The organism is Leifsonia sp. 563 (genome assembly GCF_040545055.1).
GTDB lineage: Bacteria > Actinomycetota > Actinomycetes > Actinomycetales > Microbacteriaceae > Leifsonia.
In genome coordinates this window covers 207,937-232,337 of the sequence record NZ_JBEPLE010000006.1, presented here as the reverse complement: position 1 = coordinate 232,337, position 24,401 = coordinate 207,937, and the positions used below count along the sequence as shown (strand labels likewise).

The window sequence follows — 24,401 nt, the reverse complement described above, 5'->3', positions numbered from 1 at the left end:
GTCACACCTCCTTGTCGTTCGGGCGGTCGACGCCCGTCGTGTCGTCGCCGGTGGTCTCCGCACCGGCCGTGCCTGCGGTGTCCGACCGCGGCACGAGATCTTCGATGGCCGCGGCGAGCTGCGCGCGGCCGGCCGGGTCGACGACCCGGACGTAGCTGTCGGCGGCGGTGCCGCCGCTGGTGGTCCAGCCGAGGCGGAGCAGGCCGTCCTTCTCGACGACGCGGTCGATGGCGACGCTCGCGGCGCCGATGCCGGTGACGACGGCGGCCGGGATGAACACCGGCTGCTCCCCCGTCACCGCGAGCTCGACGCCCTCCGGCCGGACGGTCACGGTCGCCGTCCCGCGGAACGCCAGCCCCGGCAGGGTGAGCCGCTCCAGGGGCTGACCGGCGCGGGTCGTCGCGACGTACAGCACCTCGGTGGAGGCGGTCGGCGCGCTCAGCGTTCCCGGGGTGGAGTAGCCGCCGCCGGATGCCGTGTCGCGCCGCACGCGCCGGCGCCAGCCGACGACCGCCAGTGCGAGCACGATGACGACGACCGCGAGGATCCCGAGGGTGGGGAGCACCTTATCCACGTGCCGTCACCCCCGCTCCTGCGGCCAGCCGCTCGGCGTCGACCACGGCGCCGTCGAGCACGGTCGCCCGGCCCTGGTGGAAGGTCGCCACGACACGTCCGGGCAGGGTCAGCCCGAGGTAGGGCGAGTTGACGCCCTTGCCTGCGAGGTCGCCGGTCGAGAACGTGCGCGACGCGGTCGGGTCGTAGAAGAAGAGGTTCGCCGCAGCACCGGCGACGAGCGGCGCGCCGTGGCCGTCCAGCCGGCCGATCTTCGCCGGGGTGGTGGACAGGACGCGCGCGATGTCGGCCCAGCCGAGCATCCCGTTGTCCACGACCGATGCCTGTACCACCGAGAGCGCCGACTCGAGGCCGACCATGCCGAACGCGGCGGCATCCCACTCGCAGTCCTTCGACTCGACGGGATGCGGAGCGTGGTCGGTGGCGACGATGTCGATCGTGCCGTCGGCGAGGCCGGCGCGGAGGGCCTCGACGTCCTCCCGGCTGCGCAGCGGCGGGTTCACCTTGTAGCGCGCGTCATAACCGGTCGCCAGCTCCTCGGTGAGAGCGAGATGATGCGGGGTGACCTCGGCGGTCACGTCGATGCCGCGGGCCTTCGCCCAGCGGATCACGTCGACGCTGCCGGCCGTCGAGACGTGGCAGACGTGCAGGCGCGAGCCGACGTGCTCGGCGAGGAGCACATCCCGGGCGATGATCGACTCCTCGGCCACCGCCGGCCAGCCGGCAAGACCCAGCTCGCCCGAGAGTGCGCCCTCGTTCATCTGGGCGCCCTCGGTCAGGCGCGGCTCCTGCGCGTGCTGGGCGATGACGCCGTCGAACGCCTTCACGTACTCCAGCGCCCGGCGCATCAGCAGCGGGTCGGAGACGCACTTGCCGTCGTCGGAGAACACCCGGACGCGGGCACGGGACTGCGCCATCGCGCCCAGCTCGGCGAGGCGCTCGCCCTCCAGGCCCACCGTCACGGCGCCGATCGGGCGGACGGTCGCGTAGCCGGCGGCCTCGCCCAGGCTCAGCACCTGCTCCACCACGCCCGCGGTGTCGGCCACCGGCGACGTGTTCGCCATGGCGAACACCGCCGTGAAACCGCCCGCGGCCGCGGCGCGCGTACCGGTCAGGACGGTCTCGCTCTGCTCGTAGCCGGGCTCGCGCAGGTGCGTGTGCAGGTCGACCAGTCCGGGCAGCGCGAGCAGCCCGTCCGCGTCGATCGCCGTCGCGCCCGCAGCGCTCAGCCCGGTACCGGTCTCCACGATCCGGCCGCCCTCGACCAGAAGGTCGGTCCGGGTGCCGTCGGCCAGCGTCGCGCCGCCGATCAGGAATCTCTCGTCCACACTCACCTCACACCGCCGGGCCGTACCTGTTCGGGACCTGCACCCGACAGCAGCAGGTACAGGGCTGCCATCCGCACGGAGACGCCGTTCGCGACCTGCTCCCGGACCGTCGAGCGCGGGGAGTCCGCGGCCGCGGCCGAGATCTCCAGCCCGCGGTTCATCGGTCCCGGGTGCATCACAATGCTATCGGCCCGCAGCCGGCCCAACCGTTCCTCGTCCAGCCCCCAGCGTCGCGTGTATTCGCGTGTGGTCGGGAAGAACGCGGCGTTCATCCTCTCGGCCTGGATGCGGAGCATCATCACGACGTCGGGTCCCTCCGCGATCGCCGCGTCGAGGTCGTAGCCGACCGTGGCCGGCCAGCCGGACACATCCACCGGCAGCAGGGTCGGCGGTGCGACGAGCGTGACGTGGGCGCCGAGCGTGCGCAGGAGCCACACGTTCGAGCGCGCGACGCGCGAGTGGAGGATGTCGCCGACGATCGCGACACTCACGCCGTCGAGGTCCTTGCCGCGCGATGCGGTGCCGTGGAGGCGGCGGCGCATCGTGAACGCGTCGAGCAGCGCCTGCGTCGGGTGCTCGTGCGTGCCGTCGCCGGCGTTGACGATGCCCGCGTCGATCCAGCCGCTCGCCGCGAGCGTCTGCGGAGCGCCGGACGACCCGTGACGGATCACCACGGCGTCCGCGCCCATCGCCTGCAGCGTCTGGGCGGTGTCCTTGAGGCTCTCGCCCTTCGAGACGCTGGAGCCCTTCGCCGAGAAGTTGATCACATCGGCCGAGAGGCGCTTCGCGGCGGCCTCGAACGAGATGCGCGTTCGCGTGGAGTCCTCGAAGAACAGGTTGACGACGGTCTTGCCGCGCAGGGTCGGGAGCTTCTTGACCTCGCGGTCCTGCACATCCGCCATGTCCTCGGCGATGTCGAGCAGCCGGATGGCGTCCTCGCGCGGGAGGTCGCGGGTGGAGAGCAGGTGCCTCATGCGTCGACCTCCTGCGTGATGTTCGGTTCGGCGTTCGGGTCCTCGATGGTGACCGACTCGTCGCCGTCCACGTCGGCGAGCCGCACGTAGATGCGCTCCGACGCGGCCGACGGCAGGTTCTTGCCCACGAAGTCGGCGCGGATCGGCAGCTCGCGATGGCCGCGGTCGACCAGCACCGCGAGGCGTACAGCGCGGGGTCGGCCGAGGTCGCTCACCGCATCCAGGGCTGCGCGGATGGTCCGGCCCGAGAACAGCACGTCGTCGACCAGCACGACGGTCTTCCCGTCGATCGGCCCCGGCAGCGAGGTGGGCTGCGGCGTGCGGGTGGGATTCCGCGAGAGGTCGTCGCGGTACATGGTCACGTCGAGCGCGCCCACGATGTCCGCCGGCGACGCGATGGACGCCGGTTCGATGCGCTGGATGTTCTCGGCGATCCGCCGCGCGAGCACGACGCCGCGGGTCGGGATCCCGAGGATCACCAGGTCGTCCGTTCCCCGGTTGGACTCCAGGATCTCGTGAGAGATCCGAGTCAACGCCCGGGCGATGTCAGCCTGTTGCAGCACGGTGCGCGCTGTCATGCCGACCTCCTTCCCCGCCTCACAGGACGGCTCTTAAAGGATGCCTACGTCGCTCACCCTATCAGCCTCCCGCCGCCAGCCTGCTTCAGGCGCGCGCCGTCTGCTCCGGCCGCCCCGTCCCCCACAGTCCGAAACGGAGGAGATGGGAGGCGACACGCCGCCGGGATGCACGAAACGGAGGAGCCGGCGGGCTTGCGCCCGACGATCTCCTCCGTTTCAGACGGGGTCAGTGGTCGGCGAGGAACGCGGTGAACGCCTTCTTGTCCGTGATGCCGCCGGGATACTGCTTGCCGTTCACGAGCACCGTCGGGGTCCCCTTGATCGTGTCGAGCACCTTGGTGCCGTCGACTACGATCGGGCCCTTCTGGGAGTGAGCGGTGTTCGCCTGCGCCCACGCCTGGTACGGGCCGCTGTCGGCCAGGCAGGACGTGATGTCCCCCGCACCGGCGTCGCTCGCGCGCTTCGCGAGCTGCTTGTCGGTGAGGCCGTCGGAGTTCTCCTCCGGCTGGTCCGTGAACAGCGCCTGGTAGAACGGCAGCACCGCGCTCCGGTCCGTCACGGCGACGCAGGTCAGCGCCGCGGCCGCCCTGGTCGAGTATCCGGTGCCGTTCGATGCGGCGTCGAGGAAGGTCAGAGGGTGCAAGCGGAGCGTGATCGACCCGTCGTCGACGGCCTTCGCCAGCGTCTCACCGTTCGTCTGCTCGAACGCGCCGCACACCGGGCACATCGCGTCGAACCAGATGTCGACCTTCTTCTCGCCGTCGCCCGCCGTGATGAAGCCGCCGTCGAAGTCGACAGCGCCGTCCGTGCCGGTCGGCGGCTTGTCGGTGGCCACCGGGACATTGGATGCTCCGCCCAGCAGCGAGCACGCCGCGACGCCGGAGACGATGCCGACCGCCAGCACGGCGGCGGCCGCCGCGCGGGCGACCCGGCGACGCAGGCCCGTCTGCACGCCGCTCACACCGACCTCGTTTGGGCGATCTTGGCGAGCAGTCCGTTCACGAAACCGGCCGAGTCATCCGTCGAGAGCACCGTGGCCGCCTCGACCGCCTCGGAGATCGCGACACCCTCGGGCACCTCGTCGTTGAACAGAACCTCCCACACGCCGATGCGCAGGATCGCGCGGTCGACGGCGGGCATGCGCGCCAGCGTCCAGCCCTGCGCGTACGTCTCGATCAGCTCGTCGATCTCATCCTCGTGCTCGATGACCCCGTCGAGGATCTCGCGCGCATACAGCCACGACGCCTCGCGCGCAGGCTCGTTCGCCGCGCGCTCGGCCTCGGTCGCTAGCGCCTGCCGGAGCGGCGTCTGCCGCAGGTCGGCGCTGTAGAGCACGTCGAGCGCGCGCTTGCGCGCCTTCGTCCGAGCGCTCATTCAGTCGTTGACGCGGCCGAGGTAGTCGCCCGTGCGGGTGTCGACCTTGACCTTGGTGCCGGTCTCGAGGAACAGCGGGACCTGGATCTGGTAGCCGGTCTCGACCGTCGCGGGCTTGGTGCCGCCGGTGGAGCGGTCGCCCTGGAGGCCCGGCTCGGTGTAGGTGATCTCGAGAACGACGGAGGCGGGGAGTTCGACGTACAGAGGCGAGCCCTCGTGCAGCGCGACCGTGACGTTCTGGTTCTCGAGCATGAAGTTGGCGGCGTCGCCGACGACCGGACCCGGGATGGTGATCTGGTCGTAGTCGGACGTGTCCATGAACACGAAGTCCGCGCCGTCCTGGTACAGATACTGGTAGTCGCGGCGGTCGACGTTGGTGATCTCGATCTTGGCGCCGGCGTTGTAGGTGCGGTCGACCGTCTTGCCCGTCGTGACGTTCTTCAGCTTGGTGCGGACGAACGCGCCGCCCTTGCCCGGCTTGACGTGCTGGAACTCGATCACGGTCCAGAGCTGTCCGTCGATGCTGAGGACGACGCCGTTCTTGATGTCAGCGGTTGAGGCCAAGGGGATGTTTCCGTTCGCTCGATGAGAAGTTTCGGGTGGTGCCGGCTTCGCTACGGGAAGCGGCCCACGGTCGGCCGCGCACGGCGGCCCCCAGAGATTCTAGACGTCAGCGGGCGTTTCGGCGAATGAACGCGAGCGCCAGCCGGTACGACTCGAAGCCGAACCCGGCGATGACGCCGGTCGCCACAGCGCTCAGCACGCTGGTGTGGCGGAACTCCTCGCGGGCGTGCGGATTCGACAGGTGCACCTCGATCACGGTGCCTCCCGCCTTCGTGACGAGCGACACCGCATCCCGAACCGCGTAGGAGTAGTGCGTCCACGCGCCGGCGTTCAGGATGACGGGCGCACCCGTGTCCGCCGCCTCGTGCAGCCACCGCAGCAACTGACCCTCGTCGTCGGTCTGGCGCAGGTCGATGGTGTCGTCGCCGGCGTCCTCCGCGAGGACGGCGCGCAGGTCGTCCAGGGTGGCGGAACCGTAGACGTCGGGCTCGCGGGTGCCGAGGCGCCCGAGATTGGGGCCGTTGAGGACGAGGATGCTCGTCACGTCACTCCTCCCCGTCCTTGAACGGGCGCACGCGTACCGCCGACCAGGTGTCGTCGACCGCGATGTTGCTCACGCCACGCCAACCGTAGGCGCGCGCCTCGCCCGCGACCACGTCGCGGTTGACGTCGGCGCGCCCGCCCTTGGGGTACACGACCCAGACGGCGCGCGCGCCGGACGCCACCGACAGCTGCTCGGCGTAGCGCGCCAGCAGCTCGTCGCGCGTCCGGACCACGCTCACCACGATCGCGGCGGACTCCACCGGCGCCTCGGTCGCCCCGTCCGGGAGCGCGCCCAGCAGTGCGCGGTCGCCGTCCTCTGCGACCACCAGCGCGATCCCGTCGCCGGGCTTCGCCTGGAACCTCTGCAGCACGGTCTTCTCGCTCACGAGCCCACCTCCTGGTATGCGGCGAACAGCAGGCTCTGATCGGGGCCGGCCAGCACGGTGGGCCGGGCGACGTCGTCGAGCACGATGAACCGCAGCATACTGCCCCGGGCCTTCTTGTCGCGCTGCATCGTGGCGAGCAGGGTCTGCCAGCGGCCCAGCGGATACGACACCGGTAGGGTCAGCGACTCCAGGATGCGGCGGTGCCGGTCGACGACCTCGTCGCTCAACCGCCCGCTCAGCCGGGCCAGCTCCGCCGCGAAGACCATCCCGACGGAGACGGCGGCCCCGTGGCGCCACTGGTACCGCTCGGCGTGCTCGATGGCGTGCCCGAGGGTGTGGCCGTAGTTGAGGATCTCGCGGAGACCCTGCTCGGTGAAGTCCTCCCCCACGACCCGCGCCTTGATGCCGATGGACAGCTCCACCAGCCGGCGCAGTTCCGGCGTCTCCGGGTCGGTCGCCCGGTCGACGTCGGCCTCGATGATGTCCAGGATCTCCGGCTCGGCGATGAACCCGTACTTCACGACCTCCGCGAACCCGGCGAGGATCTCGTTCTTCGGGAGGGATGTCAGGGTGTCGAGGTCGCAGATCACGGCGTCCGGCGCGTAGAACGCCCCGACGAGGTTCTTGCCCTCCGCGGTGTTGATGCCGGTCTTGCCGCCGACCGCCGCATCCACCATCCCGAGCAGCGTCGTCGGGACCTGGATCAGCTTCACGCCGCGCAGCCAGGTCGCGGCCACGAATCCGGCCAGATCGGTGACGGCACCGCCGCCGAACCCGATGACGGCGTCCGAGCGGGTGAAGTCGGCCTGCCCCATGATGCCCCAGAGGAACGACGCCACCTCGACGCGCTTGGCCGCCTCCGCGTCCGGCACCTCGGCGAGCAGCACCTCGTAGCGCCCGACGAGCGACTCGCGCAGCTCGGCGGCAGCAGCGCCCAGCGTCGGCGGGTGCACGACGAGCACCTTGTTGACCGCGTTCCCGAGGTGGTGGGCGAGCTCCAGCCGGAGTCCGCGGCCCACGATCACCGGGTACGGATGCGCACCAGGGACCAGGATCTCGGTGGGGGCGTCGGTCATGCGTGTCCTTCCTTCTGCGACTCGACCCAGGTCGCGATCTCCTCGACGATGGTGTCGATGGGACGGGACGAGGTGTCGGCCGTGTAGTCGGCGAGCGAGTGGTAGAGGTCGCTGCGGGCGGCGACGAGGCGCTTCCACGACTCGAGGTCGGTCACCAGCGGCCGCTTGGAGTTGTCGATGCGGCGGGCGATCGCCTCCGGGCGCACGGTCAGCAGCACCACGCGGGTCTCGGCCAGGTCCGCCTGCGTCGCGGGGTCGAGCACGGCTCCCCCGCCGAGCGAGACGACACCCGGTTCGCGCACCGCCTCGGCGACGGCCGCCCGCTCCAGCTGGCGGAAGTACGGCTCCCCGTGCTCGGCGAAGAGAGCAGGGATGGGGCCGTGCTGCGCCACCACGACGGCGTCCGTGTCGACGAACGGCAGGTGCAGCCGGCGCGCCAGACGCTTGCCGACCCGCGTCTTGCCGGCCGCGGGCGGGCCGATCAGGACGACGGGCGTCGTGAGCTCGGACGACACGGCGTCAGGCGTAGGGGGCGCTGACGCGCTCGGTCGTGAGGTTCTCCGGGATGCTGGCCAGGTACGCGTGGAGGTTGCGGGCCGTCTCGCCGATCGAGTCGCCGCCGAACTTCTCGAGCACGGCGTTCGCGAGGACGAGAGCGACCATGGCCTCCGCCACGACTCCGGCGGCCGGAACCGCGCAGACGTCGGAGCGCTGGTGGTGCGCCGGTGCGGCCTCGCTGGTCGCCACATCCACTGTGCGCAGCGCGTGCGGGACGGTCGCGATCGGCTTCATGCCGGCGCGGACGCGGAGCACGCCGCCGGTGCTCATTCCGCCTTCGGTGCCGCCCGCCTTGTCGCTGGTGCGCGCGATGGTGCCGTCAGCGGCGACGAGCTCGTCGTGCGCCTCCGACCCGCGACGCGTCGTGGTGAGGAACCCGTCGCCGATCTCGACGCCCTTGATCGCCTGGATGCCCATGAGCGCCGCGGCGAGCTGTGCGTCGAGCTTGCGGTCCCAGTGGACATGCGAGCCGAGCCCCGGCGGGACGCCGTACGCGAGCACCTCGACGACGCCGCCGAGCGTGTCGCCGTCCTTGTGCGCGGCATCCACCTCGGCGACCATGCGCTCGGAGGTTGCCGGGTCGAAGCAGCGCAGCGGGTCGGCGTCGAGCGTGTCGACGTCGGACGGTCGCGGAAGCGGGGCATCCTCCGGTACGCGGACCGGACCGATGGAGAGCGTGTGGCTGACCAGGGTGATGCCCAGTTCGTTCAGGAACGAGCGCGCGACGGCGCCGAGGGAGACGCGGGCGGCGGTCTCACGGGCGCTCGCGCGCTCCAGGATCGGTCGGGCCTCGTCGAAGCCGTATTTCTGCATGCCGACGAGGTCGGCGTGACCGGGACGCGGACGCGTGAGTGCGGCGCCACGGCCGGACTTCAACACCTCCGGGTCGACCGGCTCGGGGCTCATCACGTCGACCCACTTCGGCCACTCGGTGTTGCCGATGCGCAGGGCGATCGGGCTGCCGAGGCTCAGACCGTGACGGACTCCGCCGGACACCTCCAGCGCATCCTGCTCGAACTTCATGCGCGCGCCGCGGCCGTACCCGAGCTTGCGACGCGCCAGATCGGCACGGATCGCGTCGAGCGAGACCGGGACCCCGGCGGGAAGACCCTCCAGGACGGCGATGAGTTCGGGACCGTGGGATTCCCCGGCCGTGAGCCAACGAAGCATGATTCGATTCTGGCACAGCGCAGTGACTTCACCGGCAGCGTGACGGCCCACCGCGTCGGCTCCGAACTGTCCTGAATTGGGCCGCTAATGGCGGTGGCCTCTGAGGATCGCTTGCGGGACGACACCCGCCGCGAACCCCGCCCCGCTCTGGAAGACGAGTTCCGAAGGGTGGTTCTCCCAGGCTTTCGCAGTCGGCGCTGAATCCGGACGGACTGGACCCGGACAAGTCGTGGGCGGCCGCAATCCTTAGCCTGTACGGACCAGGGGTGAGGAATGATCCATTGAAACTAACGTCTAATGTCGCTGCCGCACAAGATGCTGTAGCCGGTATCGCTGAGATCACAACGGATGTGCAGGCGCAGAAAGTGGAACTCCGTTCCAGCAATATCGCGAGCATGAAGGATGCGGCAGTCGTGACGAACACCGCGCTGGAGGGCATCCTCAAGCTGTCTGCGACATTGATCAGTCACTCCCGGAATGTCGATTCGCTCGCAAAGAAGATCGAGCAGCGCGACAGTCTGGACGCAGCGATCTGGGGTGCTGAGTCATGAGCGGTCACGATCGCGAGAGCCAGGGATCCAGCGCGTCCGAGGAGGAGATCGCGGAGGCTCTTGCACAGGTTCGCGTGCAGGAAGAGCGGTGGGACGAGTATCGGCGCGCGATGAGGGAGCACACCTCCCGGTTCGAAGAGGCGGCCGCTGCCCTGGGCCCGACGAACTACTTCGTACAGAAAGGGCTGGCGGCGCGAAGAGAGCTCGACAGCTACGTCGGCCAACTCACGTATCAGCAGACGGAGCTCCTGAACGAGGCCGAACGGGCGATCACGTCGTCCTCGGAAGTGGGTGCCTGATGGGGTTGATTTATGACGCGGCCGACTCGAACAACCTGAAGACCGCACTCACCGGGAATCTGACCTCGGCGTTGTCAGTGTTGCAGGCGACGGAGAATGCCTCTCGTCGTCTCGTCGAGGCACTGAGTGGCGGTGAGCTGTCCGGTAAGGGCTATTCGGCCGCGCAGCTCGTCCTTACGCGGGATATCGTCCCTCAGATCACGGCTGCCCGGAGTGAGATCGACATCATCCAGAACGACCTCACCAAGTACACCTACGAGGACAGCAAGGTCAATCGTTTCGGCGTCCTGAAAGAAGACGAGCTGAACGCACAGCTCACCGCCACCCGGGCGCAGCGGGATCTCACCGAGAGCCTCAAGGAGATGAACAGCGCGCTCGTCACTGCGGTGAATGCTGTCCTGCCTGGCACAGCGGAAGCCTTGGGCGCCGTGAATTCCCAGTTGGACCTGGTGTTGACGCAACTGGAGAACGACCTCCGCGATCTGACGGACAGGCTCGATGCACTCCATGGGTTCCATCAGGCGACCACCGGGCTCTTCCATAAGACCGTGTCCAAGGGAAAAGGCGTCGACATGTTCGCCCTGAAGGAGGCGAAGCCGGACCCGAAGAAGGACGCACAGTATCTGACGGAACTCTTGAAGGGGATGACTCCGGAGCAACGGTCTGCGTATCTCAACAGTCCGGAGTTCCGGGAGTGGGCGTCGAAGTATTGGGAGGGCGCGAAAGTCGCGATGGACGCGGCCGCCGATTCCGGTCTCATCGCCGTGAAGTCGCCGGAATATGCACACTTCCTCACCGGATATTGGAACCACAAGGCTCTCCTCAAGGCGGGGATCGACCCGGCGACCTGGGACCTCCGTCGTGGAACGGAGGCGAACTGGGAGACGATCAAGAAGGTCTACGACTACTACGGCCGCCTCTATCTGAACAATCCTGATCTTCAATGGGCGGGGATGGCGAACATGATCGGCCCGTCGTTCGCCGGCGGGTTCCGTGACCTGGCCATGCTGCGCAGCATCCTGAAATCGGGAGTGCAGCCCCCATTCATTCCTGACGCCCTGTGGGGGCAGTTGAGACAGTTCAGCGACGAAGAGTTGCGGTTCTACGAAACGACTCTTCTGGGGATGCAGAAGGAGATCTTCCTCGATCAGGCCCGTCAGCACGAGGCGTTCCTCGGTGGCGGCATGAAAGAAATCGAGCGCCTCCGCGCGTCCGGTGCGATCGACCAAAAGACGGAGATTGCCTGGGGTCAGATCGCATCCGGAGATCCGGCACAGGTCTCTCAGGGGAACGGGTACCTGCTCGAGCGTGAGCAGAACGAGATCATCAATGACAATTACGATGCCATGCGGAATCGCGCGCCCACGGGAGGGGCGATGACGCAAATGATCACGCTGATCGGCGCCGCGTCGATACCGGGGGCGAAGACGTTCCCCGAGGTGTTCTCCGAAGGGAACATCTCCGTCAAGGAGGACCGCTGGTCGTTGATCAAGGAAGACACCCTGCCCGTCTATCGGGAACTGCTGAAGAACCAGCCAGAGAAGGTGCGGGAGATCATCGAGTCCGACTTCACCAACCGCACCGAGGGGATGCGCATCCCCAACCGGCTTCCCGAGATTGTGGACCGGTTGCGGCAGGGGTTCACCGGGAAGGAGAACCCATGAGGTACACGAGACCGGCCCGCGCTGCGGTGGCGGGGATGCTGGTGTTCACACTGACTGGGTGCGGAGTTGTCCAGGTACTCACGGCTGACACCTCCCTACCGCAATGCGACACCCGACCGAAACAGGAAGCAACCATGACTAGCGCGACAAACTCGCAACTGGACGAGACAGGACTGAAGAAGGTCTACGAAACCTGTCAGGTCACCTTCGACATCAGCAGGAACGAACTCCTCAAGGAAGACCTCGGCCTCCCCGCCACTGCCCGTTACGTGCCCAGCGTCACGACCGACGGCCCCATAGCCCTCACCCTTCAGGGTTCCAAAGGGACACTCACTGCACGCACTGACCACATCAGGTTCTTCTCAGTGGAGGAAGAACCTTGGGTTGATATCACGTACTTCCTGACCGCCGAGACTTTGGAAGAGTTCGTCACGATCATCCGTGACGGCGTCGAGGCCTACGGCTTCGACAAGACCAGTGCGGAATATCAGATCAAGGCTATGAAAGACCGTCCCAATGATGGTTTCAAAATTGCACTTGATCCCGGCTACAAACTCGGGTTCGAAGTGATCTATGACCTCCGCTATAGGGGTCCAGGGCATGTCAACACCGTCATCGTCTTGGTCACTCCGGCGGTCAGCGAGCCGAGGCCGCATCCCTATTCTGAGCCGACCTCCTGAGATCGCGGACCGCATGCGGCAGGCATGCACGGAAACAAGAACCATGACATACAGCAGGCTGGCCCGCGCTGCGGTGGTGGGGATGCTGGTGTTCACACTGACCGGGTGCGGAGTGGTCCAGGCACTCACGGCAGACTCCTCCCTACCGCGATGCGACACCTCACCGAGACAGGGAACCACCATGAACGACCCGAAGAACTCGCGGCTAGACGAGACAGGTCTGAAGGAGATCGCCAAGACGTGCCAGGTCACCTTCGACCTCACCAGAAACGAACTCCTCAAAGAGGATCTCGGCATCCCCGCCACCGGCTACCCACCCAACCTCTCAACCGATGGCCCGATGACTCTCACACTCCACGGCTCCCACGGAACACTCACCGCCCAATCCGACCACATCAGGTTCTTCACGGTCCCGGAAGAAGCGTGGGTTAGCGAGATCTCGTACTTCCTGACCGCGGACACCCCGGAAGAGTTCTTCGCCATTATCCGAGACGCCGCCGAAGCCTATGGCTTCGATAAGACCAGCGCGGAATATCAGATCAAGGCCATGAAAGACCGCCCCGATGAGGGTTTCGAGATTGCTCTGGATCCCGGTTACAAGCTCGGGTTCGAAGTGGTCTATGACCTCAGCTACAGGGGGCCGGGCCATGTCAACACCGTCATTGTCTCGGTCGATCCGACCGCCAGCGAATTCCAACCCCTGCCAGGACTCTGAGCACCGCGTTTCCCGACCTGAGAAGCGGCCGACACGCTGGTCTCGTCCTCCTCTCAACGCTCTGAGCGCCTGAGGTGTCCGGTCGGAGCTCGTGGGCCTCCGCCCTCAGACCTCCAGCGGAGCGCCCTGCGCGTCGATGCCCACCGCGTCCAGCATGGCCGCGAGCACGGCCTCCTCGTCCTCCAGCGGCTGCAGCGGGTCGCCCGAGACGAACACACGCACCTGCAGAAGGGCCTGGTGGGCCAGCATGGCGAGGCCCGAGACGACACGGCCGCCCACGGACTCCCACTGGCGGGCCAGCGGCGTCGGCCACGGCTCGTACGCGACGTCAAACAGGACGGACCGGCGCCGCGTGGAGTCGGTGTAGACCGCCTCGGTGGTGGTGCCGCCCGGCAGCGTGCTGATGACGAGGTCCGGCACGTCGAGTGAGCGGTCCGCCTGCGCGAACGGACGAATGCGGACTCGCAGGCCGAGCTGGTTCGCCAGCGGTTCGATCCAGGCGCTGCGCTCCAGGTCGCGCACGTGCGCATCCACACGGTCGGCGCCGAGCTCCGCCGCCGCGACGAGCGCCGACGCTGCGGTCGCACCCCCGCCCAGGATGTGGACGTAGTGCGCCTGCTCGAGCCCGGCCGCCTGCAGGGCGCGCACGATGCCGGCGACGTCGGTGTTGAAGCCGCGGACCGCCTCGCCGTCGAGGAGCACGGTGTTCGCTCCTCCGGTCTGCTCCGCGATGCGGTCGGTCTCGGTGAGGAGCGGAAGAACAGCCTTCTTCAGCGGCATGGTCAGCGACAGCCCGCGCCACTCCGGGCCGAGGCCCGCGATGAACTCCGGCAAGGCGTCCTCGGTGACGTCGATGGCCTCGTACGACCAGTCCATCCCGAGCGCCTCGTACGCGGCCCGGTGGAGCTGCGGCGACTTCGAGTGGCCGATCGGCGAGCCGAGCACGGCCAGCTTGCGGCTCGGGGCCTTCGGCTTGCGGGGCTTGGATGCTGTCGACTTCGCGGGGGCCTTGGTCGGCTGCTTCGTCGGAGCCTTCGCAGGCTCCGGCTCGGTGGCCGTCTCGGACTCCGGCTCCGGCTCGGCGGCCGTCTCGGACTCCGGCTCCGCCTCGTCCTCCGGCTCGTCGTGCGGGGCCTCCCGCTCGACGGCCTCCTCCGCCTCCTCGACCGCGGCCTCCTCGGCTTCGCGCTCCCGCTCGGCCTCGACGAGCGCGGCGATCGACGCCTCCGCCGACGCCTCCGAGACGCCGTCCTCGACCGCGGCCCGCTCGTCGGCCTCGTCCGTCTGCGACTCCTCGACCGTGTCGTCTTCGAGCACCGCGGGCTCCGCCAGGTCCTCGTCGCGCCGCTGCTTGCTCGTGTCACTCATAGCCGGGGTTGTCCCTCATCCACTGCTGCCATTTCTCCACCGCTGCCTCGTGTTCGGCCTGCGTGGTGGAGAAGATCGTCTCTCCGGTCTGGAGGTTCCAGGTCACGAAGTACATCCAGGTGCCGTCGGCGGGATGCTGCACCGCGTTGATCGCCAGGTCGCCCGGATTCGAGATCGGGCCGACCGGAAGGCCGGGATGCACATAGGTGTTGTACGGGTTCCCGGCGTCCTCGCGCTCGGCGTCGGTCGTCTCCACCCGATCGGTGTGGCCGGTGCCGTAGGCGACCGTCGCGTCCGACTGCAGGTCCCATCCCTGGGCCAGCCGGTTGAGGAAGACCCGGGCGACCTTGGGGTAGTCGTCCTTCAGGCCGGCCTCGCGCTGCACGACGGATGCGAGCACGACGGTGTTCCAGCGGTTCTGCGGGGCCACGCCGGCCTCGTCGAGCGCCTGGAACATCCGGTCGACCATGGTCTTGATCGCCTGCTGCGCCGTCGTCCCCGGTGCGAAGGTGTAGGTCGCCGGGAACAGGAAGCCCTCGAGCGACTTGGCCTCGGCGGGCAGACCATACGCGGCCGGGTTCGCGGCGGCGCTCTGCAGGTCGGCGAGGGGGATCTTGGTCGCGTCCGACACCGTCTGCAGGATGTCCTTCTCCGGAGTCCCCTCCGGGATGACCGCGGTGTTCTCCACGCGCGACGACGGATCCTTCAGGGCGGCAAGCGCTGCCGCCGCGCTCATCTGCTTCGCGAGCTTGAAGACGCCGGGCTGGAACTCCACATCCGGCTTCTGCCGCAGCAGCAGCGAGTAGAACGCGTCGTACGTCTTGACGACACCCGCCTTCGCGAGGTTCTCCGAGATCGTCGAGCCGTCGTCGCCAGACTTGATCGTGAACATGACCTCGCCCGTCCCTGTGCCCTTGTAGTCGTTCTCGGGCGGGAAGAGCGCGTTCTGCACCTTGGCGATCTGCGGCTGGAAGATGGCGTACGCGGCGCCGGCCATGCCGCCGAGGATGCCGAGCACGACGATGGTCACGATCAGCCGCTTGACCCACCGGCGCTTCTTCGGCGGCTCGTCATGCGACAGATAGTTCTGCTGCCGCCAGACGAGTGGATGCTCGTCCTGGGCGGAATCGTCTTCGGTCTCCTCCAGCACTCCGAAGATGGTACGCGCAGGATGGTCATGGTGCGATGGCGTCTGATCGTCCGAGCCGTGGCGCGCCGCGACGGAGACCGTCTCGGGCTCCTCGACGTGGGCGATGGGGCCGGTGATGACGGCGTCGAAGTCGAGGCCGTCGAGCGCCGCGCGATCCGCCGGCGTCTCCTGGGACGGGATCGGCGAGGAGATCGGCGTGCTGTCGTCGAACAGCGACCACGGCGCCGCGGACGGGGATTGCGCGGCCGAGACGGGAGCTCCGGCGGCGGACGCTGACGGCTCCTCCGGCTGCTCGGGCTGCGACGAGGATGGCTGCTGCTGCACCTGCTCCGGCTGCGCCTGCGACTCCTCCGCCCGGCGCTCCTGCGCCTCGCGGGCGGCCCGCGCCTCGCGGCGCGTCATCGGCGGACGCTCGCCGCTGTCCGTCGCCGGCGTCTGCGGCGGCGACGGCGGCCGGTTCACGGCCGGGAAGGCGGGCGGCTCGGGCCGCTCTGGGGGGTTCTGAGCCAAGCTACTGTCCAATGCTCGATTCGACGGGGTCACCCGGCGGACGGCCTGTGGCCCGTTCCGCATCGAGGGCGTGCTGCAAAATTATCGTGGCCGCGACCTGATCCACCACCGGACGCGCCTTCTTCGCATTCCTGCCCGACGCGCGGAGCGCCGAGGCCGCCGACACGGTCGACAGGCGTTCGTCGACCAGCCGTACCGGGATCCCGACCTCGACGGCCAGGGACTCGGCGAAACCGATCGCGTCCGCCGTGGATGCGGTGTGCGCGCCCGAGAGCGCCAACGGCAGTCCGACGATAACCTCGAAGGCTCCGAGTTCGCCGACGATCTCGGCGATCCGCCGGCGGTCCGCAGCGTCCTCGGAGCGAGGGACCGTCTCGACCGGGGTGGCCAGCATCCCGTGCAGGTCGGACCGGCTCACGCCGATCCTGACCTTGCCGACGTCGATGCCGATCCGCACCCCGCTGCGCACGCGGTGCTATCCGATCGCCGAGACGACGGCGCTCAGCGCCGCGGGGATCGCGTCCGCGTCGGTCCCGCCGCCCTGCGCCAGGTCGGCCTTGCCGCCGCCACCGCCGCCGAGCACGCCCGCCGCCGTCTTCGCGAGCGCACCCGCGTTGACGCCCGCGTCACGAGCGGCCTGGTTGGTGCCGACGATCACGACCGGCTTGCCGCCGGCGCGGGCCGCGAGGGCGACCGCCGCGGCGTCCGAGCCGAGGCGCTCGCGCACCGTGGTGACCAGCATCCGCAGGTCATCGGCGCTGTTCAGCGTGCCCGCGTCCTCGGCTACGACGGTGACCGCTCCGCGGCGCGACGCCGACTCGAGCAGCGTCGGCACCTTGTCGAGCACCGCACGGGCCTCGAACGCCTGGATGCGCTTCTCCGCCGCCTTGAGGCTCGCCATCAGGTCGGCGATCTTCTCGGGCAGCTGCTCGCGCGGCGTCTTGAGCGAGCTCGACAGCTGCGACACGATCGTGCGCTCGACCGCGAGGTCCTTGAACGCCTCCAGACCGACCAGCGACTCGACGCGGCGGTTCGTGGAACCGACGGAGGATTCGCTGACGAGGTTGATCATCCCGATCTCGGAGCTCGTCGAGACGTGCGTGCCCGCGCAGAGCTCGCGCGACCACGGGCCGCCGATGTCGACGACGCGCACGACATCGCCGTACTTCTCGCCGAACAGCGCCATGGCGCCGAGCGCCTTCGCCTCGCTCAGCGGCAGCTCGCGGGTGGTGACCTCGAGGTTCTGCCGGATGGCGTTGTTCGAGATCTCCTCGATCTCGCTCCGCGTCTCGGCGGAGAGCGCCTGGTTCCACGAGAAGTCGAGACGCAGGTAGCCGGCCTTGTTGTACGAGCCGGACTGGTGCGCGTTCGAGCCGAGCACCTGGCGGAGCGCCGCGTGGATGATGTGGGTGCCCGAATGCGCCTGTCGCGCGCCGCGGCGGTAGTCCGCATCCACGATGCTCGTCGCCGGAGCGCCGACGCCGACCTCGCCGCTTCGGACCAGCACCTTGTGGCTGATCAGGCCCTTCACGGGCTTCTGCACGTCGAGCACGTCGAGCTCATAGCCGGGGCCGACGATCGAGCCGGCGTCCGCATCCTGTCCGCCGGACTCCGCGTAAAGCGCCGTCGCGCCGAGGATGACCTCCGCGACCTGGCCCTCGCGGGCGCTGTTCACGGAACGTCCGTCGACGATGAGGCCGAGGATGCTCGACTCCGTCTGCAGCTCGGTGTAGCCGGTGAACACGGTCTCGCCGAGCGAGCGGAAGCTGCTGTACACCGACAGGTCGGCCAGCGCGGTCTTCTTCGCCTTCGCGTCCGCCTTCGCCCGCGAGCGCTGGTCGGCCATGAGCTTGTCGAACGCGCCGCGATCGACGGTGAGCCCGGCCTCCTCCGCCATCTCCAGGGTGAGGTCGATCGGGAAGCCGTAAGTGTCGTGCAGGAGGAACGCGGTGTCGCCCGCGAGCTGCTTCCGCCCCTCCTTCTGCGTGGTCGCCACCGCGGTGTCGAGGATGCTCGTTCCCGCGGTGAGGGTGCGGAGGAAGGTCTCCTCCTCCGCGTAGGCCAGCTGCGAGATGCGGTCGAACTCGGTGTCGACCTCCGGGTACGCCGCCTTCATCGCGTCGCGCGAGACGGGGAAGAGCTCCGGGAAGGTCGCGGTCTCGACGCCGAGCAGGCGCATGGCGCGCACGGTGCGGCGGAGGAGGCGGCGCAGCACGTAGCCGCGTCCCTCGTTCGACGGGGTGACACCGTCGGCCATCAGCATGAGCGCACTGCGGACGTGGTCGGCCACGACGCGCAGCCGCACGTCGTCCTCGTGCGCCTCGTTGCCGTACGGCTTCTCGGCGAGCTCGGCCGCGCGGTCGAGCACCGGACGCACCTGGTCGATCTCGTACATGTTGTCGACGCCCTGCTTGAGGAACGCGACGCGCTCGAGACCCATGCCGGTGTCGATGTTCTTCTTCGGCAGGTCGCCGAGGATCTCGAACTCCTTGCCGTCGCCCTCGCCGCGCAGGTACTGCATGAAGACGAGGTTCCAGATCTCGACGTAGCGGTCGTCGTCCGTCGCCGGTCCGCCGTCGATGCCGTAGGCAGGGCCGCGGTCGAAGAAGATCTCCGAGCACGGGCCCGCGGGGCCGGGCTGGCCGGTCGACCAGTAGTTGGTGTCCTTGCCGAGGCCCTGGATGCGGTCCGCCGGCAGGGTCGAGACGCGCTGCCAGATCTCCCGCGCTTCGTCGTCCTCCTCGTAGACCGTGACCCACAGGTCCTTCGGGTCGAAGCCGAGGCCCCCGTCGTCCTCCGACGTCGTCAGCAGCTCCCAGGCGAAGGTGATCGCCTGCTCCTTGAAGTAGTCGCCGAAGGAGAAGTTGCCGCACATCTGGAAGAACGTGCCGTGCCGCGGCGTCTTGCCGACCTCGTCGATGTCGAGCGTGCGGATGCACTTCTGGACGCTCGTCGCGCGCGGGAACGGCGCCGGCACCACACCGGTCAGGTACGGGACGAAGGGCACCATCCCGGCCACCGTGAAGAGCAGCGACGGGTCGTCGCTGACCAGGGAGGCGGAGGGGACGACGGTGTGGCCGCGCTGCGCGAAGAAGTCGAGCCAGCGGCGGTGGATTTCAGCGGTCTGCATGGGTTCCGGTCGATCGAAGTCTGCGGGTGGGAGGGAAAGGGGGCGTCAGTCGCCCTGGATGGCCGAGCGGATCTCGGCCTCGCGCTGACGGTATCCGTCGGTGACGGCCTCCCCGAAGTCGCGCGCCTTCTGGTCGATGTTGCTGAAGAATTCGCGACCCTTGGCGGTCTCGTTGACCTTGTGGGCGACGGCGAAGCCGATGGCCACGCCGGTGAGCAGCCACAGGAAACTCTTCATGCTGATCCTCCCTCTCTGGATGCCGCCGCGCGCGGGCGCGGCGCACGAGAGTCAAGTCTAGTGCGAGCCGCCGCGTCCCTTCCTGGAGCCGAATCCTCCAGCGGCCCGGAACGCCGCCCGCGCCGCGGCGCTGAAGCCGGCGAGCTTGATGAGCGGGCCGCCGACCGTCGCGGCGAACAAGGCCACCAGGGCAGACACGTTGCCGGTGACGTCCGCGACGTTCTTGGTGATCACGTCCACCCGGGCGAGCTGCTTGTTCGTCTCCTGCAGCGTCGTCGCGGTCTCGTCGAGGATCGGCGTGATGCCGTCGCTCGCCTCCTTGATCGCGTCGCGCGTCGAGTCGAGCACCCGCCCCAGCTTGATCAGGGGGATGGCGATGAAGCCGACGAGGACCGCGAACACGACGGCCGCGATCAACCCTGCGATGTCTCCTCCGGACACGTGGGCTCCTTCCATTCCGCCTCAGGCATACGGCACAAGCGTAGTCGCACGCGCGGGCGGCGGGAACGGCGCCAGCAGGAAAGGCGTGCCCGGAAACGACGAACGGGGCCGCGACGAAGAGTCGCGACCCCGTCCGGGGTGGTGCTGATGCTCAGCGAGCCGCGTAGTACTCGACGACCAGCTGGACCTCACAGGTCACGGGGACCTCTGCGCGCTTCGGGCGACGCACGAGGCGGGCCTGCAGCTTGTCGATCTCGACATCCAGGTAGCCCGGGGTCTTCGGCAGAACGTCGAGGTGACCGCCGGCGGCCGCGACCTGGAAGGGCTCGGTGCCCTCGGAGCGGGCCTTGACGTGGATGAGCTGGCCCGGCTTCACGCGGAAGGACGGGCGGTCGACGAGCTGTCCGTCGACGAGGATGTGACGGTGCACGACGAACTGGCGCGCCTGCGTGATGGTGCGGGCGAAGCCGGCGCGGAGCACGAGGGCGTCCAGACGCATCTCGAGGAGCTCGACCAGGTTCTCACCGGTCAGGCCCTGCGTACGGCGGGCCTCCTCGAAGGCGATCCGGAGCTGCTTCTCGCGGATGCCGTACTGGGCGCGCAGACGCTGCTTCTCGCGCAGACGCACGGCGTAGTCCGAGTCGGCCTTGCGCTTGGTGCGGCCGTGCTCACCCGGAGCGTAGGGGCGCTTCTCCATGTAGCGCGCCGCCTTCGGGGTGAGCGGGATGCCCAGGGCCCGCGACTCGCGGGTCTTGCTGCGGGAACGTGAAGACACGGTTTCCTTTCGAAAGTTCTCTCTGACGTGATGGATGCGGGCATACGTGTGCGCCCGCAGAGAGAGGGATTGTCGCCAGGGACGCCCGGCTACAGGGCTCTTCCCATCGAATCGTGGACGCGGCAGCCGCACCCCGAACACGCTTCTAGGCGCAGAAAGTCTAACAGATCGCGGTCAGCGCCCGCGCACGATGCGGCGCAGCTTCGCCAGCCGTGCGGAGACGTCCCGTTCGTTGCCGTGCTCGGTGGGCGTGTAGTACGTCGTGCCGGCCAGCTCGTCCGGCAGATACTGCTGCTCGAGCACGCCGAGCGCGTCGTCATGCGGGTACTTGTAGCCCTTGCCGTGACCGAGCCGTTTTGCGCCGGGATAGTGGGCGTCGCGAAGGTGCTTGGGCACGCGTCCGATCTTGCCGGCGCGCACGTCGGCGATCGCGGCGTCGAGCGCCATGTAGGCCGCGTTCGACTTCGGTGCCGTGGCCAGGTGCACGACCGCCTGGGCGAGAGGGATGCGGCCCTCCGGCATCCCGATGTACTGCACGGCGTCGGCCGCGGCGATGGCGACGCCGAGTGCCTGCGGGTCGGCCATCCCGATGTCCTCCGACGCCAGCACGATGATGCGGCGGGCGATGAAGCGCGGATCCTCCCCCGCCTCGATCATGCGGGCGAGGTAGTGCAGGGACGCGTCGACGTCGGAGCCCCTCACCGACTTGATGAAGGCGCTGATGACGTCGTAGTGCTCGTCGCCGTTGCGGTCGTAGCGGAGCAGCGCGCGGTCGACGGCCTGCGCGACGAGCTCGGCGGTGATGACCGGCTTCTTCTTGGAGGTCGCCGGCGTGGCCGATGCCGCTGTGACCGAGGCGGCCTCCAGCGCCGTCAACGCCCGCCGGGCGTCACCCGAGGCGAGACGGATGAGGGCGGCACGCGCCTCCGGGTCGAGCGTGTACTGGCCGCCGAGACCGCGATCGTCGGCCACGGCGCGGTCGATGACGACGCCGAGGTCGTCGTCGCTCAGCGTCTCCAGGGTGAGGAGCAGGCTGCGCGAGAGCAGCGGCGAGATGACGGAGAACGACGGGTTCTCGGTCGTCGCAGCCACGAGGATGACCCAGCCGTTCTCGACGCCGGGCAGCAGCGCATCCTGCTGCGCCTTGGTGAAGCGGTGGATCTCGTCGAGGAAGAGGACGGTCGAGACCCCGTAGAGATCGCGCGTCGAGAGCGCCTCGTCCATCACCAGCCGGACATCCTTCACGCCGGCCGTCACAGCCGACAGCTCGACGAACCGGCGGCCCGAGGAGTGCGCGATCGCCTGCGCGAGAGTCGTCTTGCCCGTGCCGGGCGGACCCCACAGGATGACGGAGACCGACCCCGACTGCCCCTCCTTGTCGGAGGCGAGCGCGACCAGCGGCGAACCCGGCTTGAGGAGGTGACGCTGACCGGCCACCTCGTCGAGCGACTTCGGGCGCATGCGCACCGCGAGAGGAGTCGCTCCGGTGCGGAGCCCAGGTTGCACGTCGACCACCCGTCCAGGCTAGTCGTGACCACCGACAGTCCGCCTGGGAGCGCCGAGTTTGTCGTCCATAGGGCCGCCGGATAGGGTTCTCCATGATCCAGCGGGCGCACGCCTCGCGGAGATCCCCCGTACCGACGCCGGAGGACACACGTGGCACCGAAGCAGAACGACCGCGAAGCGCGACAGGCACGCGAGCGGCTGCGCGCCTACCAGGCGCGACAGACCGTGCACGAGCACAAGGTCAAGCGCCGCAAGCGTGACAACTGGGTGGCCGGAATCGCGGCCATCGTGATCGTCGCCCTCGCGGTGGGCACGCAGCTCCTCTACTTCTCCGCCGGACCCGGCGCGGCGAAGGCTTCGTCCTCGTCATCCCCGTCCACGTCGCCCTCCGCGGGCGGCGTCCCGCCGAAGACGCTCGCCGAGGACCGCACCTGGACGGGCACCATGACGATCAACGGCGTCCCGCTGGGGGTCTCGCTCGACGGCGCCGCGGCGCCGCAGGCCGTCTCGTCCACGGTGTCGCTCGTGCAGAAGAAGTTCTACGACGGCCTGACCTGTCACCGCCTGACCAACGGCGGCTTCTACGTGCTGCAGTGCGGCGATCCAAAGGGCGACGGCTCCGGCGGACCGGGCTACGAGTACGGCCCGATCGAGAACGCGCCTGCCGACGACGTCTACAAGGCGGGCACGATCGCGATGGCCCGTCAGGGCAACAACGCCGAGAGCCAGGGCAGCCAGTTCTTCATCGTCTACGAGGACACGAAGATCCCCTCGGACGACGCCGGCGGCTACACCGTCATCGGTTCGGTGACCAGCGGCCTCGACCAGCTCAAGGCGCAGGTCACCGACAAGGGCATCGAAGGCGGGAAGACCGACGGCGCCCCCGCGGTGAAGACGACGATCGACAGCTTCACCCTGCAGTGACCGTGGCACGTGCAATAGGCTGATTCCCAAACGAGGGGCGGCATCCCGCCCGATCGCGCAGCAGCAAGGTGAGGCTCTTGGCTACTTCTGAACAGCACCCCTGGGGACGTGTCGACGACACCGGAACCGTGTACGTCCGCGAGGGCGACGGCGAACGCGTCGTCGGCGAGTACCCCGACGGTACGGCGGAGGAGGCGCTCGCGTACTTCGAGCGCAAGTACACCGATCTCGCCGGGCAGGTCGGCCTGCTGGAGCAGCGTGCGCGCCGGGGAGCCCCCGCGAGCGACGTCGCCAAGTCGGTCGCCAACCTGCGGTCCGCCGTCGAGGGCGCGAACGCGGTCGGCGACCTCGCATCCCTCCTGACACGCCTGGATGCACTGGGCGGCACCGTGGAGGAGCTCACCGAGCAGCAGAGCGCCGAGGCGAAGGCTGCGCTCGACGCCGCCATCGCCGAACGCACCGCGATCGTCGAGCAGGCGGAGGCCCTCGCGGCGCAGGACCCGGCGCGGACGCAGTGGAAGACGACGAGCGCCGAGCTCGACGCCCTGTTCGCGCGCTGGCAGGCCCACCAGCACGACGGCCCGCGCATCCCCAAGAACGAGGCGAACGAGCTGTGGAAGCGTTTCCGTGCCGCCCGTTCGACGATCGAGCACAACCGCAAGGCGTTCTTCGCCGAACTGGACACGCAGCACCGCGACGTGCGCAACCGCAAGAACGCGCTCATCGAGGAAGCCGAGAAGCTCATCCCGCTCGGTGCGGACGGGGTGCCGGAGTACCGCCGCCTGCTCGACCAGTGGAAGGCCGCCGGCCGCGCCGGCAAGAAGAACGACGACGCCCTGTGGGCGCGCTTCAAGGCCGCGGGCGACGCGATCTACTCGGCGAAGTCCGAAGTGGATGCGCGCGACAGCGCCGAGTACGAGGCGAACCTCCAGCAGAAGCTCGCGCTCCTCGACGAAGCCGAGCCGCTGCTGAAGGCCACCGATCGTGAGACCGCCCGCGCGCAGCTGCTGTCGATCCAGGAGCGCTGGGACCAGATCGGCCGCGTGCCGCGCGAGCAGGTGCGGCCGATCGAAGACCGCCTGCGCCGCGTCGAGGCGGCCGTCCGCCGCCTCGACGAAGAGCACTGGGAGAAGAACAACCCCGAGAAGAAGGCTCGCTCCGAAGGGCTGGCCAGCCAGCTCAACGCGGCCATCGCGAAGCTGGAGCAGGAGCTCGCCGATGCGCAGGCGACCGGCGACAGCGCCAAGGTGAAGGCGGCGCAGGAGGCCCTCGACGCCCGCAAGATCTGGCTCGACGCGCTGGGCTGAGTCGTCGTGATGACGCGGCG

General features: G+C 68.9%; 27 protein-coding genes. 7 read left to right on the top strand and 20 right to left on the bottom strand.

Annotated features, from left to right (window positions below; translation table 11 throughout):
* Position 1 precedes the first annotated feature (1 nt).
* The 12 genes from ABIC47_RS16620 to aroC form a co-directional block, all read right to left on the bottom strand.
* On the bottom strand, positions 2-574 hold the full coding sequence (locus tag ABIC47_RS16620; protein ID WP_231371288.1) for a PH-like domain-containing protein: 573 nt from the start codon (positions 572-574) through the stop codon (positions 2-4).
* Positions 567-1,901: a dihydroorotase gene (locus tag ABIC47_RS16615; RefSeq protein WP_354482111.1), complete on the bottom strand. Its 1,335-nt coding sequence runs from the start codon at positions 1,899-1,901 to the stop codon at positions 567-569. Before ABIC47_RS16615 ends, ABIC47_RS16620 begins: the two co-directional genes overlap by 8 nt.
* A 2-nt stretch (positions 1,902-1,903) precedes the next feature.
* The gene (locus ABIC47_RS16610; RefSeq protein ID WP_018191204.1) at positions 1,904-2,875 is read right to left on the bottom strand and encodes an aspartate carbamoyltransferase catalytic subunit; all 972 of its coding nucleotides are present in this window, start codon (positions 2,873-2,875) and stop codon (positions 1,904-1,906) included.
* Positions 2,872-3,453, bottom strand: coding sequence for a bifunctional pyr operon transcriptional regulator/uracil phosphoribosyltransferase PyrR (gene pyrR / locus ABIC47_RS16605; RefSeq protein ID WP_354482107.1), 582 nt, complete (start codon positions 3,451-3,453; stop codon positions 2,872-2,874). The genes ABIC47_RS16610 and pyrR overlap by 4 nt, the downstream gene beginning before the upstream one ends.
* 226 nt (positions 3,454-3,679) lie before the next feature.
* Entirely contained in the window at positions 3,680-4,414 is a 735-nt protein-coding gene (locus ABIC47_RS16600) for a DsbA family protein (RefSeq protein ID WP_354482104.1), read from the bottom strand.
* Complete coding sequence (gene nusB / locus ABIC47_RS16595) at positions 4,411-4,827, bottom strand: transcription antitermination factor NusB (protein ID WP_020077487.1); 417 nt, start codon at positions 4,825-4,827, stop codon at positions 4,411-4,413. Before nusB ends, ABIC47_RS16600 begins: the two co-directional genes overlap by 4 nt.
* On the bottom strand, positions 4,828-5,391 hold the full coding sequence (efp, locus tag ABIC47_RS16590; RefSeq protein ID WP_018191208.1) for an elongation factor P: 564 nt from the start codon (positions 5,389-5,391) through the stop codon (positions 4,828-4,830). It abuts the gene before it with no gap.
* A 106-nt stretch (positions 5,392-5,497) separates the two neighbouring features.
* A complete protein-coding gene (locus ABIC47_RS16585; protein WP_354482100.1) occupies positions 5,498-5,935 on the bottom strand; it encodes a type II 3-dehydroquinate dehydratase in 438 nt (145 codons plus the stop codon).
* Between the two features lies 1 nt (position 5,936).
* Entirely contained in the window at positions 5,937-6,320 is a 384-nt protein-coding gene (locus ABIC47_RS16580) for a hypothetical protein (protein WP_354482097.1), read from the bottom strand.
* A complete protein-coding gene (aroB, locus tag ABIC47_RS16575) occupies positions 6,317-7,396 on the bottom strand; it encodes a 3-dehydroquinate synthase (protein WP_354482094.1) in 1,080 nt (359 codons plus the stop codon). Before aroB ends, ABIC47_RS16580 begins: the two co-directional genes overlap by 4 nt.
* Complete coding sequence (locus tag ABIC47_RS16570) at positions 7,393-7,911, bottom strand: shikimate kinase (protein ID WP_018191212.1); 519 nt, start codon at positions 7,909-7,911, stop codon at positions 7,393-7,395. Before ABIC47_RS16570 ends, aroB begins: the two co-directional genes overlap by 4 nt.
* 4 nt (positions 7,912-7,915) lie before the next feature.
* Positions 7,916-9,124, bottom strand: a complete 1,209-nt coding sequence (gene aroC / locus ABIC47_RS16565) for a chorismate synthase (RefSeq protein WP_020077483.1) — start codon at positions 9,122-9,124, stop codon at positions 7,916-7,918.
* A gap of 266 nt (positions 9,125-9,390) precedes the next feature.
* Between aroC and ABIC47_RS16560 the strand changes: the two genes are divergently transcribed.
* The 5 genes from ABIC47_RS16560 to ABIC47_RS16540 all read left to right on the top strand — a co-directional run bounded on the left by ABIC47_RS16560 (position 9,391) and on the right by ABIC47_RS16540 (position 13,033).
* Positions 9,391-9,675, top strand: coding sequence for a hypothetical protein (locus tag ABIC47_RS16560; protein WP_354482090.1), 285 nt, complete (start codon positions 9,391-9,393; stop codon positions 9,673-9,675).
* Complete coding sequence (locus ABIC47_RS16555; protein WP_354482087.1) at positions 9,672-9,974, top strand: hypothetical protein; 303 nt, start codon at positions 9,672-9,674, stop codon at positions 9,972-9,974. Before ABIC47_RS16560 ends, ABIC47_RS16555 begins: the two co-directional genes overlap by 4 nt.
* Positions 9,974-11,638, top strand: coding sequence for a hypothetical protein (locus ABIC47_RS16550; protein WP_354482085.1), 1,665 nt, complete (start codon positions 9,974-9,976; stop codon positions 11,636-11,638). Before ABIC47_RS16555 ends, ABIC47_RS16550 begins: the two co-directional genes overlap by 1 nt.
* Positions 11,635-12,318: a hypothetical protein gene (locus tag ABIC47_RS16545; protein ID WP_354482082.1), complete on the top strand. Its 684-nt coding sequence runs from the start codon at positions 11,635-11,637 to the stop codon at positions 12,316-12,318. Before ABIC47_RS16550 ends, ABIC47_RS16545 begins: the two co-directional genes overlap by 4 nt.
* Before the next feature lie 181 nt (positions 12,319-12,499).
* Positions 12,500-13,033 carry a hypothetical protein gene (locus ABIC47_RS16540; RefSeq protein ID WP_354482079.1) on the top strand — a complete coding sequence of 178 codons (534 nt, stop codon included), beginning with the start codon at positions 12,500-12,502 and terminating at the stop codon, positions 13,031-13,033.
* 105 nt (positions 13,034-13,138) lie between these two features.
* Here the strand turns inward: ABIC47_RS16540 and ABIC47_RS16535 are convergent, their stop codons facing one another.
* The 8 genes from ABIC47_RS16535 to ABIC47_RS16500 all read right to left on the bottom strand — a co-directional run bounded on the left by ABIC47_RS16535 (position 13,139) and on the right by ABIC47_RS16500 (position 22,159).
* The gene (locus ABIC47_RS16535; protein ID WP_354482076.1) at positions 13,139-14,401 is read right to left on the bottom strand and encodes a shikimate dehydrogenase; all 1,263 of its coding nucleotides are present in this window, start codon (positions 14,399-14,401) and stop codon (positions 13,139-13,141) included.
* On the bottom strand, positions 14,394-16,061 hold the full coding sequence (gene mltG, locus ABIC47_RS16530; protein ID WP_354482073.1) for an endolytic transglycosylase MltG: 1,668 nt from the start codon (positions 16,059-16,061) through the stop codon (positions 14,394-14,396). The genes ABIC47_RS16535 and mltG overlap by 8 nt, the downstream gene beginning before the upstream one ends.
* 1 nt (position 16,062) lies before the next feature.
* The gene (ruvX, locus tag ABIC47_RS16525; protein ID WP_026307193.1) at positions 16,063-16,530 is read right to left on the bottom strand and encodes a Holliday junction resolvase RuvX; all 468 of its coding nucleotides are present in this window, start codon (positions 16,528-16,530) and stop codon (positions 16,063-16,065) included.
* Between the two features lie 6 nt (positions 16,531-16,536).
* Complete coding sequence (alaS, locus tag ABIC47_RS16520) at positions 16,537-19,191, bottom strand: alanine--tRNA ligase (RefSeq protein WP_020077474.1); 2,655 nt, start codon at positions 19,189-19,191, stop codon at positions 16,537-16,539.
* A gap of 45 nt (positions 19,192-19,236) precedes the next feature.
* Positions 19,237-19,428: a hypothetical protein gene (locus ABIC47_RS16515; protein WP_018191224.1), complete on the bottom strand. Its 192-nt coding sequence runs from the start codon at positions 19,426-19,428 to the stop codon at positions 19,237-19,239.
* A 57-nt stretch (positions 19,429-19,485) separates the two neighbouring features.
* Positions 19,486-19,869 carry a DUF948 domain-containing protein gene (locus ABIC47_RS16510; protein WP_018191225.1) on the bottom strand — a complete coding sequence of 128 codons (384 nt, stop codon included), beginning with the start codon at positions 19,867-19,869 and terminating at the stop codon, positions 19,486-19,488.
* 151 nt (positions 19,870-20,020) lie between these two features.
* Positions 20,021-20,644, bottom strand: coding sequence for a 30S ribosomal protein S4 (rpsD, locus tag ABIC47_RS16505; RefSeq protein ID WP_018191226.1), 624 nt, complete (start codon positions 20,642-20,644; stop codon positions 20,021-20,023).
* Between the two features lie 174 nt (positions 20,645-20,818).
* A complete protein-coding gene (locus ABIC47_RS16500) occupies positions 20,819-22,159 on the bottom strand; it encodes a replication-associated recombination protein A (RefSeq protein WP_081630431.1) in 1,341 nt (446 codons plus the stop codon).
* Between the two features lie 141 nt (positions 22,160-22,300).
* On the opposite strand from ABIC47_RS16500, the gene ABIC47_RS16495 reads away from it, so the two are divergent.
* Both ABIC47_RS16495 and ABIC47_RS16490 read left to right on the top strand, forming a co-directional pair.
* Entirely contained in the window at positions 22,301-23,074 is a 774-nt protein-coding gene (locus ABIC47_RS16495; protein WP_354482068.1) for a peptidylprolyl isomerase, read from the top strand.
* Positions 23,075-23,151: 77 nt separating this feature from the next.
* Positions 23,152-24,381, top strand: a complete 1,230-nt coding sequence (locus tag ABIC47_RS16490; RefSeq protein WP_354482066.1) for a DUF349 domain-containing protein — start codon at positions 23,152-23,154, stop codon at positions 24,379-24,381.
* Positions 24,382-24,401 lie beyond the last annotated feature (20 nt).